Source organism: Candidatus Nucleicultrix amoebiphila FS5 (assembly GCF_002117145.1).
GTDB lineage: Bacteria > Pseudomonadota > Alphaproteobacteria > Caedimonadales > Nucleicultricaceae > Nucleicultrix > Nucleicultrix amoebiphila.
This window is the reverse complement of record NZ_CP008743.1, coordinates 703,980-716,296: the sequence shown is the minus strand read 5'-3', so window position 1 is coordinate 716,296 and position 12,317 is coordinate 703,980. Positions and strand designations below refer to the sequence as shown.

Genomic DNA, 12,317 nt, shown 5'->3' with positions numbered 1-12,317 from the left:
AGGAAGTATTATGACATGCTAGCAATGCTCAAAAACTATTTTGCCTTTTTTCTAGTATTGCCGTTTCTTGGAGGAGCAGGTCTTTACTTAACCTTGCGAATGCGTGGACTGCAGTTTCTTAAAATCCCAATGGCTTTTCGGTTATTAACCCGAAAATCAAAAGGACAAGAATCTCTTTCTTCTTTTGGAGCTGTTGCAGCAGTTTTAGGAGGTAATTTAGGTACTGGTAATATCTCTGGCATCGCTATGGCTTTGAGTATGGGGGGGCCAGGATCACTGTTTTGGATGTGGGTGATGGCGCTTCTAGGGGCTATTATCAAATACTCGGGAACATTTTTGGGCGTTAGATATCGTGAATTAAGTTCGCGTGGAGGATATGTCGGCGGTCCAATGTATTATCTTGAGAAGGCTCTTAAGATGCCGTTGCTTGCTAAAGTATTTTGCATTTTTACAATGATTTCTGCCATTACCGTTGGGAACTTTGTGCAAATTAACTCAGTAGCCTTACCTCTGACCGAGTTTGGTATTCATCCCTTCATTTTGGGTGCGTTTATGGCCCTAATTGTAGGATACGTTATCTTTGGCGGTCTATCACGTTTTGCTAAAGCTTCCATGATTATTGTGCCATTGAAGGCTGTTGGATATATCGCCACGAGTGTGTTTATCTTGATTTCATTCCATGATGCTATTCTTCCGGCCCTTAAACTTATCATAACTTCTGCTTTTGACTTTAAATCGATGTTTACAGGTGTTGCGACATATTCGTTATTGACTGCAGTGCGTGACGGTTTTGCGCGGGGTCTTTTTGCTACGGATACGGGAGTTGGTTTAGCGCCAATTTTACATGCACCAGTGACCTATACGACCCCTGGCGTTGATATTGCAATTGCACAAGGGGTGATTAGCATGTTGTCTCCCATTGTTGTTATGATTGTTTGTAGCTTAACGGGAGTTGTATTGATTGTGACTGGTGCCTGGCAGACCCCAGGCTTACAGAGTACCAATATGTGCGTTGAAGCCTATCGGATTGGCTTTGATTCATATTTAGCAGGTCACATTGTGACAGTTACATTATTTTTCTTTGCAATGACAACAATAACGACTTGGTCTTATTGTGCTGACCGAGCTGTTGAATATCTATTTGGTGAGAAGGCTATAAAAGTTTTCCAGTGGATTTTTGTGTTTTTAATCCCCATCGGTGCTATGGCCCACGTTAATCTTGTTTGGGCAGTTGCAGATATTTCTGTAAACTTGATGATGGTAATCAACATGATTGGCATCCTAGGCTTATCAAAACTCGTTATTCATGAAACCAATGCATTTTTCTTTAAAACAAAAGCAAGAAAAGGTCTTATGCCTCATCTTAACGATAGGGAAGAAGTCTCGAAATCTTCTCTGTGAGCGTAGGGGGCAATATAGCCATTAAAAGAGAAAACATATAAGTTATCCATGGAAAAGCAATGCGTGGTTTGTTTTTCTCTAATCCCTTTCTGATGATCCTTGCAGCCTTTTGAGCGGACATCAAAAAAGGCATAGGGAAGGTATTGTGTGAAGTTAAAGGAGTCACAACAAACCCTGGGCAAATGACCGAAACTTTTATGTTTGCGGCGCTTAAAGATTCTCTTAGTCCTTCTCCAAGGACTCTTACTGCAGCTTTGCTGGCACAGTAGGCTCCTTTCCCGCGATAACCTTTGAATGACGCAAGAGAGCTCATGAGCGCAATTTGACCATGCTTGTTTTTTTGCATGTGTTCGATGATAGGCAAAAGAGTATTCAATAATCCTTGAAGGTTAACGTCAAATATCTCTTGAATGACAATAGGATTTTCTTGACGTCCAAAGTTACCAACACCTGCATTCAAAATAGCAATATCAATCGAATGTTTTTGTGTAAGTCTCTTAAACCATGACTTAAAATCATCACGATGACGGATATCAAGGAGACCAAGGGTAATTTTTGCTCCTCGGTCTTTACACTGTAGAGCTATTTTTTCAAGTCTGCTTTGATCACGTCCTAGAAGGATAAGATGCGTTTGTGGGGCAGCATAAACTATTGATAGTTCAGCACCTATACCACTGCTTGCACCAGTTATCAGTATTGTTTGAATGAACAGTCTCCCCGATTGACTGGTCGGGGTGGAGGGATTCGAACCCCCGACATCCTGCTCCCAAAGCAGGCGCGCTACCGGACTGCGCTACACCCCGAACAGATGATCTGATACACTATTATCGATGCTTCATCAAGAACCTTCTCGATAAGAAAATTTTAAGAAGCTTTTTGAAGTGATTGAGGGATATCAATTTGTTCTTTAAAAGCGCTTTTTTGTGAGAGGATAAGGATAAAGAATGGTAAGCAAGCAAAAATACCAAACCCGTAGAATACTGGCCATGACGTTTGATCTGCAAGCCATCCACACCCAGAAGAAAACAAAACACGCGCAAATGATGCAAAAGAAGATAACAATGCATATTGGCTGGCAGTAAAAGGAGCTGAACATAACCCAGAAAGATACGTTATAAAAGCGGCTGTTCCTATTCCACAGGCTAGATTTTCTAAACCAATTGTCATAAAGAGAACACCTAGATTATACCCAAGATATGCTTGAACCATAAACATGAGACTAGACAAAATCTGTAAGATTCCACAGAAAACTAAAGTATTGAAAATTGGATGTCGGCTTAGCATAAAACCACCGACAACTCCTCCTAGAATCATTGCACCTATACCAAACGACTTAGCCACATGTGCAATTTCAAGCTTACTAAAACCCAGTTCGAGTAAGAATGGCACACTCATTACGTTTAAGAGCGTATCACTCATTTTGTAAAACAGGATAAAGAGGACCAGAACAACCCAGTTTTGGCGATCTTTGAGAGAGACGAAAGCATTAATAAATAACTCAAAAGAGCGTTGCCATATATTTTTTGATTTTTGGCGATAAAAAGATAAGGGAATTACTTTTCTTGAAGAACGATGTTCAATTTTGTTCTGTATAGGTTCAGGAGAAAGGATATTTGCAACTATCCCAATTCCAATAGCACAAGCCATAAATCCGTATGCAGTTAACCAATTATAGTGCGCTGCTACATACAGTGCCCCCGCTCCAGAAGCCCAAAGTCCTAAACGATATCCTAACACAGAGGCACTCGCTGCAGGGCCTGCTAAGTGATCATGCGCTATTTCAACACGATACGCTTCAATAACAATGTCTTGACTTGCGGAACAAAAGGCTGCCAGAAAAGTGAAAAGAGCCGTCAAGACGATGCTTTCAGCTGGATTAACGGTTCCTAAGCTGATTAATGAAACAATGAGCGCAACTTGCGAGAGAAATAACCAGCTTTTTCTATGTCCAAAGAGATCGCTTAGAATAGGCAAACGTATAGCATCAATGATAGGAGCCCATAGAAATTTAAAACTATAGGGAAGGGTTAGCAGCACAAAAAGTCCGATATTCGTTTTACTAATTCCAGATTCACTTAAGCGTGCATGAAGCGTGGATAAAGTCAAAAAGAATGGTAAACCGCTTGAAATGCTCAAGAGGAAAATGGCTGAGATACGGGGATCTCTAAAAAGTTCTCTCGTCTTTTGCCAACGGTTCATCAAACAGCCTTATCGTTTATTTTTACAATAGTATCCTAGAAAATTATCCTTCCTGTCTATAATATAAACATTAATGTTGAGTTTATCCTTGAAAATTTCTATTTTTGTGTACTTGTTGATCTTCCTTGTCTGGAATGATGAGGCAGACACAAAATACTTAATTAACAAGAAAGAAAGTTAAAATGGCCGAATTAGAAGCTTCTTCTCAAGCGTCACCGAAAAATGAAAAGCCTGAGAGTTTTGCTGAACTCTTAAAATCTTTGGTTTTTGCAGTTGTCCTAGCAACCTTAGTGCATACAGTTGCTTATAAGCCTTTTCACATCCCTTCAGGCTCAATGAAGCCCAATCTTTTAATCGGAGATTTTCTTTTTGTTTCAAAGTTTACTTATGGATATAGCCATTTCTCTCTTCCTTTTAGTCCGCCTTTATTTTCGGGGAGAATTTTTGCTTCTAACAAGCCCAAAATAGGAGAAGTGTTTGTTTTTAGAGGTCCTCATGATCCAAATACAGACTACATTAAACGTGTTGTAGGGTTGCCTGGTGACCGTGTTCAGATGCGTGAAGGAATTTTATATATAAACGATAAACCTTGCACCCTCGAACAAATTGAAGATTTTGAGGATATTGATGAAGATAGCGGATTACCCGTGAAGGTGCCTCAATATATTGAAACTCTTCCAAATGGTGTTAAACACCGTATTATCAAATACGAACGTTTTGGTGAAGGTCGCCTTGATAACACGCAGGTTTATGAAGTGCCGCAAGGTCATTATTTCGGTATGGGAGATAATCGTGATCGTTCAGGAGACTCGCGTATTTTGAGAGGGATTGGCTACATTCCAGAAGAATACATTATTGGCCGTGCTGAAATATTATTCTTCTCTACGTCAGCACGTTGGTGGGAGATATGGAAGTGGCCTACTGGAGCACGCTACACGAGGTTTTTAAACTTAATAAAGTGATGACTGTAGTGACTGATTTACAAGGACTATGCGATAAAATTTCTTACCAGTTTAAGAACGTTAACCTATTGGAGGAATCATTAACTCATTCGAGTCATGTTTCCAGAGACAAAGGAAAAGGTTATAGCAATGAACGGTTAGAATTTCTTGGTGACCGAGTTCTTGGATTGGTGATCGCGACTAAACTTTTTAAGGATTTTCCAAAGGATGTGGAGGGTCTTTTAGCGAGACGTCATGCGCATCTTGTGAGTAGAGATACCTTAGCAGAGGTAGCCTTAAAAATAGAGCTGCAAAATCATGTGATTTTGGCCAGAAGTGAGAAAAGTTCAGGTGGTCAGATGAAACCCTCAGTTTTGGCTAATGCTTGTGAAGCTTTAATTGCTGCGCTTTATCTAGATGGTGGCTATGAAGCCGCAGAATCTTTTATTGAGTTTTACTGGCGTGAGATGATTTTGAATATGAGAGATGCACCCAAGGATGATAAATCTCTTTTGCAAGAATGGGCGCAAGGTCGAGGGTTGGGGACACCAACCTATCAATTGAAAAGTCAAGAAGGTCCAGATCATGCGCCTAGATTTCAAGTGGACGTTATTATTAAAGGGTATAATAACGTTCAAGGGGAAGGCCTTTCAAAGCGTCACGCTGAACAAGATGCAGCAAGAAATATGTTGAATTTCTTGAACAGCGAGGGACTTTTGTGAAGCGTTGTGGATTTATTGCAATTTTGGGTGAGACAAACGCTGGTAAGTCAACACTGCTCAATCGTCTTGTTGGATCAAAGGTTAGCATCGTTTCTCATAAAGTGCAGACAACCCGTCGCCGCATTTTAGGAATAACACTCAAGAATGATGCACAAGTCATTTTTGTTGACACCCCAGGTATTTTTGAACCTAAAAAACGTTTAGATCGTGCAATGATCAAAGCGGCATGGTCGGCAGCGACAGATGCTGATTTAAATCTCGTACTTGTTGATTTAACGATGGAAAATGATGAAAAAACCAGGGCGCTTTTAAAGGAATTGAGTAAAAATAAGCAGCCTCTTTTTATCGCGTTGAATAAGCTAGATTCTGTGCACAAAGATAAAGTTTCAGCCATACATTTGAGTTTGAAAAATGAGTTTAATCCTGAACAAATTTTTACTATTTCAGCTATTACAGGCGAAGGGGTTGAAGAAATGCTATTGGCCTTGCTGCAGCGTTTACCTGAAGGGCCGTGGTTATTTCCAGAAGATCAAATTACAGATTTGCCCATGCGTCTTTTGGCGGCTGAAATAACGCGTGAGAAAGTATTAGATCATCTTCATCAAGAACTGCCTTATGATATCATCGTGGAGACAGAAGGTTGGGAAGAATTTAAAAATGGAGATTTGAAAATAAGTCAAATCATTCATGTGCGTCGACCGGGACAAAAAGCTATTGTTCTTGGGAAGGGAGGAAGTATGATTAAAATTATTAGCTCTGAAGCCAGAAATGAATTGTCTAAAATTTTTGAATGCAAGATTCATTTATTTCTTTTTGCACGCGTTTCAGAACGATGGATGGATGATCCTTATTTTTATAAGAGCCAAGGACTCGATTTTGAGCGTTAAATTCCATGCAATGGCATGATAAAGGTATTATCTTAAGTATGCGCCGCCACGGCGAAAAAGCTTTAATTTTAAATCTTTTTACCGAGAATCATGGCCGTCACAGTGGTGTTATAAAGCCCAGTCGCAAGAATCAAGGAGATTATGAGATTGGCACATATGTTCGTTGTCAATGGCATGCGCGCTTAGAGCAGCATTTAGGTTATTGGGCTTTGGAGCGTATTTCAAGTCCCCTTGCTGCGATTATTAATGATTCAGAGGCTTTGTGCGCTCTTACGGCATCAACATCTCTTTTAGATGTTTTGATGCCCTTAAACGAGAGTCACGAACAGCTTTTTTCTGCTTTTTTAAAATTACACTTAGGGTTTAAAGAGCGCAACTGGCATGGAGCTTACATCGAATTTGAGAGAGCTTTATTGGAAGCAGCTGGATTTAAGCTAGATTTAAAGCATTGCGCTGCGACAGGTCAGAAAGATGATCTGGCTTATGTGTCACCAAAATCAGGTCGGGCGGTTTCTTTTGAGGCTGGAAAGCCCTATGAAAAAAAGCTTTTAAGATTGCCTGTCTACTTTTTAAAGTCTAAAACAGTACAAAATGCTTTATCAATCCTTGAACTTGTTGAAGCTCTGGAGCTGATAGAGTATTTTCTAGAGAGATATGCACTCGAAATACATGGTCTTAAGATGCCTATGGCACGTCAGAGACTAAAAAAAGTCTTAGCAGAAAGGGTTGAGCATCAAAGGTTAGCATGAGTAAAACAAAAGGGACGATCATTGATGCGACATTTGATAAAGCTTTGGGAGAGCGTTACCTTAGCTATGCTTTATCAACTATTATGTCACGTTCCTTGCCCGATGTGAGAGATGGACTTAAACCTGTCCAAAGACGTATTCTTTATGCGATGTATGATTCTGGCAATACTTACGAAAAACCTTTTCGTAAATCAGCAAGCGCCGTTGGTTTTGTCATGATGAAGTATCATCCTCATGGTAACGATCCTATTTATGAGGCGATGGTAAGACTGTCACAAGACTTTAGTACACGTTATCCATTGATTGAAGGGCAAGGAAATTTCGGAAGTCTTGATGGTGATAATGCGGCTGCTATGCGTTACACTGAGGCTCGTCTTTCAAAAGTGGGTGTAAAGCTTTTAGAAGGGATTGAAGAAGAAGCAGTTGATTTTCAAGCAACCTATAATGGTGAAAGTCAAGAACCTCTTGTTTTACCAACTTATTTCCCAAATCTTTTAGCTAACGGTACGACTGGTATTGCCGTAGGTATGGCGACTAATATTCCTCCTCATAATGTAGGAGAAATTATCGAAGCGTTAGTCAATTTGATTGAACGTCCACAGATGACGGTATCACAATTGCTTAAAATTATTCCAGGACCTGATTTTCCAACCGGGGGAGTCATTGTTGAGGATGAATCAGTTTTAAAAGATATGTACGAAACTGGTAGAGGTGGTCTGCGTCTTAGGGCTCGTTATGAAGTTGAAAATCTGAAAGGTGGGCTCTATCAGATTGTTGTTAACGAGATTCCTTACCAAATACAAAAAGCGCGTTTGATTGAAAAAATTGCAACTCTGTTACTTGATAAAAAACTGCCCCTCTTAGCTGATGTACGCGATGAATCAACAACAGAAGTTAGAATTATTCTCATCCCTCGTAATCGTAATGTTGATCCTAAAGTTCTTATGGAATCTCTTTTTCGGACGACTGATTTGGAAACACGTTTTAATTTGAATATGAATGTCCTTGATGGCGGGCGTGTTCCAAAGGTGATGAATCTAAAAGAAGTTCTTCAAGCATTTTTAAATCACTGCCAAGACGTTTTGATTAGACGAAGTCGTCATCGTCTCGCCAGGATAGAAGAAAGGCTTGAAATCTTAAAGGGATATCAAATCGCCCATCTTAATCTAGATGCTGTTATTAAAGTGATCCGTGAGTCAGAAGAGCCAAAAATAGAGATGATTAAGCGTTGGCGACTTACGGATTTGCAGGCTGAGTCAATATTGAATATGCGTTTGCGGGCCTTACGAAAACTTGAAGAAATCAAAATTGTTGAAGAAATTAAGGGCTTGGAAGGAGAAAAACTTGATCTTGAAAAGCTTCTGAGAGATGAACGTAATCAATGGCAAAATGTTTCTTCCAAACTGAAAGAAATGCAGAAGCTTTTTGGAGCTAAATATCCTTTAGGCAAGAGACGTACAACATTTGATCGTGTGCCAGTATTAGACGAGGTTCCGATTGAGGCTATGGTCGAAAAGGAAGCCGTCACTGTTGTGATTTCAGAGAAGGGGTGGGTTCGGGTATTTAAAGGTATTGCACCAGAAGCGAGTGAGATTAAATACAAAGAAGGTGACAAAGAAAGCTATATTTTGCCTGCCGAAACGACGGATAAGCTCATAATTGTTGCTAGTGATGGTCGATTTTATACCATTGGAGTTGATAAATTACCGGGTGCAAGAGGACATGGCGAGGCATTACGTCTTATGATTGATCTGCCTAATGAACAAGATATCGTTAGTATCATAGCTTATAAGTTCGATAAACCCGACTTAAAGCTTGTTTTGGTTTCTAGCGATAGTCGAGGCTTTATGTTGAATGCAAAAGATACGCTAGCTCAAACAAAAAATGGAAAGCAAGTGATGACGGTTGCAGAAGGAGCTTTTGTTCAGGCTTGCTTACCAGTGACAGGAGATCATCTCGTAACTGTTGGTATTAACCGAAAATTATTGATTTTTCCTCTGAAAGAGTTACCGATTATGGTGAAAGGACGCGGCGTTATTTTGCAAAAAATTAAAGAGGGGAAGCTTTCAGATATTAAAGTTTTTAGTGCTGAGCAAGGATTAACTTGGATTAAAGCCGGCGTTACACAAAAACCTAGTGATTGGAAGCTTTGGCTAGGTAAACGAGGTCAAGCAGGACGTCTTGTTCCTTCTGGCTTCCCACGTTCAAACCGTTTTATACAATCTTAGATGACAATCCTATTTGATTCGTCTATTTCTTAGGGCTAGAGTAAAGACGCAAAGGATAGATTAGTGATGACATCGATGCGAAGACAGCAGCCCTCCAAAATGACAATTTTTCCAGAAACCGTGCGTCTGTTTTTCAAAAAGAAAACATACCAGTTTTTCGGAACTTTAATGGCCTTATCTGGGATTTATCTTTTTTTGGCATTGATTTCTCATGATCCTTTTGATCCCTCTTCTAATGTTTCCTTAAATGGACCAATCCAAAATCTTTGTGGAGAAAAAGGCGCTTATTTGAGCGATTTTTTCCTACAATTTTTTGGGGTCGCAAGCTTTTTAACCCCCGTATGTCTTGTGTTGTGGGGATATACTATTTTCCGGAGCCAAGCGGTTAAGGGGAGTCTAATTCGAATTAGTTTTTATCCGATTACGCTAGGATTGTTTTCCTTAACTCTTTCTGGGTTTTTTGGTGGTGATTCCCATGACGAATCAGGGTCTATAGGTATTATTGGGTGGTATTATATCGAATTATTTTTGAATAAGTTTGTGACTCAGTTCCCCCCTATTGTCCCTCAGCTTTTTCTAACGATTATAACTGGCGTGTTTATTTTCTTTTCCTTAGGATTAACCAAGGGAGAGTGGCAGATATTTGGACGCATTCTTTTAAAGATTTTGTTCTTTATTGAAGGTCTTTTGAAGTATTTTATTCATTTGATCTTTAAACACTGGAGCGTAAATAACGTCAAAGTTAGTTTGAAAAAATCAAGTGAAAGAAAAACACCTTTTATAGACCGTGCACGGGAGCCACAAATTCATGTTGAGCATGCTCTTGTAAAACCTGATCATAAAACTGTTGAGGAGCCACTTTCGCTTGAAATTGTGCAGCCAAAAATTATTGAAACTCTGCCAAAAACAAAATCTGGCAAAGTTCCTCTTGATCTTGTTGAAGTGCCAAGCACGCAGCTTCCTTCTCTAAAGCTTCTCAACCAATCCTCTGAAAAAATAACACTTTCTGAAAAGCTCTCTCACGAAGAAATTGCTCAAAAGGCGGAACATTTAAAGCGTGTTTTAGAGGAATTTGGAGTCAAGGGACAAATTGTAAAAGTTCATCCTGGACCAGTTGTAACACTTTATGAACTTGTTCCTGCAGCTGGAGTTAAAGCTTCTAGAATAATAGGACTGTCTGACGATATTGCTCGTTCAATGAGCGCTATTTCGGCTCGTATTGCTGTGATACCAGGCCGTAATGCATTGGGTATTGAATTACCTAATGATGTTCGTCAAACTGTATATCTTTATGATTTATTATCCCATAAAGATTTTGAACATACGGGCGCTATTCTTGGACTTTCATTGGGGAAAAATATTGGAGGAGATCCGGTCATTGCTGATCTTGCTCGTATGCCGCACCTTTTAGTGGCAGGAACCACGGGTTCAGGTAAATCTGTGGGAATTAATACGATGATTCTATCTCTTCTTTATCGTTTGCCTGCTGATCGCTGTCGTTTCATTATGATTGATCCAAAAATGCTTGAACTGTCTGTTTATGATGGTATTCCTCATCTTTTAACACCCGTGGTTACCGATCCTAAGAAAGCGGTATTTGCTTTAAAATGGGCAGTGCGGGAAATGGAAGATCGTTATCGTGCGATGTCGCGATTAGGGGTTCGTAACGTTGAGGGGTATAATCAACGGTTAAAACAAGCACAAGAAAAAGGTGAAACTCTTTCGCGTAAAATTCAAACGGGTTTTGATCCAGAGACAGGAAAACCGATTTTTGAAACAGAGTTTCTAGATATGACTCTTTTGCCATATATCGTTGTGATAGTCGATGAGATGGCAGACTTAATGATGGTTGCAGGAAAAGAAATTGAAGCCGCAGTTCAACGTTTAGCACAGATGGCGCGTGCGGCTGGTATTCATTTAATCATGGCGACCCAACGTCCTTCTGTAGATGTCATCACGGGGACTATTAAGGCTAACTTCCCTACGCGTATTAGCTTTCAGGTGGCTTCTAAATTTGATAGTCGTACCATTTTAAATGAACAAGGGGCTGAGCAGCTTCTAGGCCGCGGTGACTTACTTTACATGGAAACAGGGGGTAAAATTGTTCGTGTCCATGGACCTTTTGTGAGCGATGAAGAAGTTGAGCGTGTTGTAAAATTTTTGAAGAGTCAAGGGACTCCAAATTATATTGATCACATAACTGAAGAGACGAGCGATATGGCTCTTTCTCTTTTTGGTGAACAGGGAGAAGCAGTTGATGGAATGTATGCCCAGGCTCTTGAAATCATACAAAGAGAAGGGAAAGCTTCAACCAGCTTTATCCAACGTCATCTGAAAATTGGCTACAATAGGGCTGCTCGTATTATGGAGCAGATGGAAGCTGAAGGAGTTGTTTCAACTGCTAACCATGTTGGAAAGCGGGAAGTTTTGAAAAGAATAAGTTAATTAGAGGAGACTTAATCTAATGCGCATTTTTTATTGTCTTATTATGTTTGTTTTTCTTGTATTCAATATGGATGCAGCTCTTGCTATCGTTTCTGTAGAAGATATGGTCAAGATAAAAAAATTGGAAGATTATTTTAATAAGATGAAATCTTTGAAAGCAGTCTTTCATCAAACAGACATAAATGGTTCTCTCAGTGAAGGAAGGTTCTTTTTACAACGTCCAGGAAGAATGAGAATTGAATATATTCGCCCTGATCAAAAACTTATTGTCGCCGATGGCCAGTGGTTTATTTATCATGATCCCGTTATGGAAGAGACAACACGTATTCCTTTGGAGTCGTCTCCAGCAAATATTATTTTAAAGAACCATGTATCCTTTAGTGAAGGAGTAACAGTCCTTGATTTTTCTGACGAAGACAAAGATACCGTTGAGGTTACGCTTACAAGAAACGATGAACCTGGAATGGGAAGTCTAACGTTGACCTTTAAACGAGAGCCTCTTACCTTGTTGCAGTGGATTGTTCATAATCCTCAAGGGGGGGACACTGTTGTAAAGATTAGCAGTGTTAAGACATCTGACAAACAACTCCCTCCTGAACTCTTTAGATTTGATCGTCTGAGATTTTAGAACGACTGGGTTGGAATTCTAAAATATCACCTGGTTGACGGTGCCTTTTTAATGATTGATTACTGTTAATCATTGAATATTAATAATTTTCTTGTACTTGGAAGAAAAACCTTTTAA

10 protein-coding genes and 1 tRNA gene are annotated in these 12,317 nt (G+C 39.7%); 8 read left to right on the top strand and 3 right to left on the bottom strand.

Translation table 11 applies throughout. The features are described from left to right. Positions 1 to 15 precede the first annotated feature (15 nt). On the top strand, positions 16 to 1,401 hold the full coding sequence (locus tag GQ61_RS03455) for an alanine/glycine:cation symporter family protein (protein WP_085783978.1): 1,386 nt from the start codon (positions 16 to 18) through the stop codon (positions 1,399 to 1,401). Here GQ61_RS03455 and GQ61_RS03450 read toward each other — a convergent pair. The 3 genes from GQ61_RS03450 to GQ61_RS03440 all read right to left on the bottom strand — a co-directional run bounded on the left by GQ61_RS03450 (position 1,364) and on the right by GQ61_RS03440 (position 3,600). Then, positions 1,364 to 2,092 (bottom strand): SDR family NAD(P)-dependent oxidoreductase, encoded by a 729-nt coding sequence (locus tag GQ61_RS03450; protein WP_269747290.1) that lies wholly within the window; start codon positions 2,090 to 2,092, stop codon positions 1,364 to 1,366. The two genes, GQ61_RS03455 and GQ61_RS03450, sit on opposite strands and share 38 nt — an antisense overlap. Positions 2,093 to 2,127: 35 nt before the next feature. Beyond that, positions 2,128 to 2,204 (bottom strand) — tRNA-Pro (locus tag GQ61_RS03445). Between the two features lie 61 nt (positions 2,205 to 2,265). Continuing rightward, complete coding sequence (locus GQ61_RS03440) at positions 2,266 to 3,600, bottom strand: AmpG family muropeptide MFS transporter (protein WP_085783976.1); 1,335 nt, start codon at positions 3,598 to 3,600, stop codon at positions 2,266 to 2,268. Positions 3,601 to 3,782: 182 nt separating this feature from the next. Here GQ61_RS03440 and lepB point away from each other — a divergent pair, with 182 nt between their 5' ends. The 7 genes from lepB (at position 3,783) to GQ61_RS03405 (ending at position 12,200) form a co-directional block, all read left to right on the top strand. Further along, complete coding sequence (gene lepB, locus GQ61_RS03435; RefSeq protein ID WP_085783975.1) at positions 3,783 to 4,562, top strand: signal peptidase I; 780 nt, start codon at positions 3,783 to 3,785, stop codon at positions 4,560 to 4,562. Continuing rightward, complete coding sequence (gene rnc / locus GQ61_RS03430) at positions 4,514 to 5,263, top strand: ribonuclease III (RefSeq protein ID WP_198157399.1); 750 nt, start codon at positions 4,514 to 4,516, stop codon at positions 5,261 to 5,263. The genes lepB and rnc overlap by 49 nt, the downstream gene beginning before the upstream one ends. Next, positions 5,260 to 6,150 (top strand): GTPase Era, encoded by an 891-nt coding sequence (gene era, locus GQ61_RS03425; RefSeq protein ID WP_085783973.1) that lies wholly within the window; start codon positions 5,260 to 5,262, stop codon positions 6,148 to 6,150. Before rnc ends, era begins: the two co-directional genes overlap by 4 nt. A 5-nt stretch (positions 6,151 to 6,155) precedes the next feature. Continuing rightward, positions 6,156 to 6,899: a DNA repair protein RecO gene (gene recO, locus GQ61_RS03420; protein WP_085783972.1), complete on the top strand. Its 744-nt coding sequence runs from the start codon at positions 6,156 to 6,158 to the stop codon at positions 6,897 to 6,899. Next, the gene (parC, locus tag GQ61_RS03415; protein ID WP_085783971.1) at positions 6,896 to 9,127 is read left to right on the top strand and encodes a DNA topoisomerase IV subunit A; all 2,232 of its coding nucleotides are present in this window, start codon (positions 6,896 to 6,898) and stop codon (positions 9,125 to 9,127) included. Before recO ends, parC begins: the two co-directional genes overlap by 4 nt. Before the next feature lie 66 nt (positions 9,128 to 9,193). Further along, on the top strand, positions 9,194 to 11,572 hold the full coding sequence (locus tag GQ61_RS03410; protein WP_085783970.1) for a DNA translocase FtsK: 2,379 nt from the start codon (positions 9,194 to 9,196) through the stop codon (positions 11,570 to 11,572). Positions 11,573 to 11,591: 19 nt separating this feature from the next. Further along, entirely contained in the window at positions 11,592 to 12,200 is a 609-nt protein-coding gene (locus tag GQ61_RS03405) for a LolA family protein (protein WP_085783969.1), read from the top strand. Positions 12,201 to 12,317 lie beyond the last annotated feature (117 nt).

Excerpts from the sequence above, each read along its gene's own strand:
- parC (WP_085783971.1), top strand. The coding sequence starts at position 6,896 with ATGAGTAAAACAAAAGGGACGATCATTGATGCGACATTTGATAAAGCT.
- GQ61_RS03440 (WP_085783976.1), bottom strand. The coding sequence starts at position 3,600 with ATGAACCGTTGGCAAAAGACGAGAGAACTTTTTAGAGATCCCCGTATC.
- GQ61_RS03410 (WP_085783970.1), top strand. The coding sequence starts at position 9,194 with ATGACATCGATGCGAAGACAGCAGCCCTCCAAAATGACAATTTTTCCA.
- GQ61_RS03405 (WP_085783969.1), top strand. The coding sequence starts at position 11,592 with ATGCGCATTTTTTATTGTCTTATTATGTTTGTTTTTCTTGTATTCAAT.
- lepB (WP_085783975.1), top strand. The coding sequence starts at position 3,783 with ATGGCCGAATTAGAAGCTTCTTCTCAAGCGTCACCGAAAAATGAAAAG.
- recO (WP_085783972.1), top strand. The coding sequence starts at position 6,156 with ATGCAATGGCATGATAAAGGTATTATCTTAAGTATGCGCCGCCACGGC.
- GQ61_RS03455 (WP_085783978.1), top strand. The coding sequence starts at position 16 with ATGCTAGCAATGCTCAAAAACTATTTTGCCTTTTTTCTAGTATTGCCG.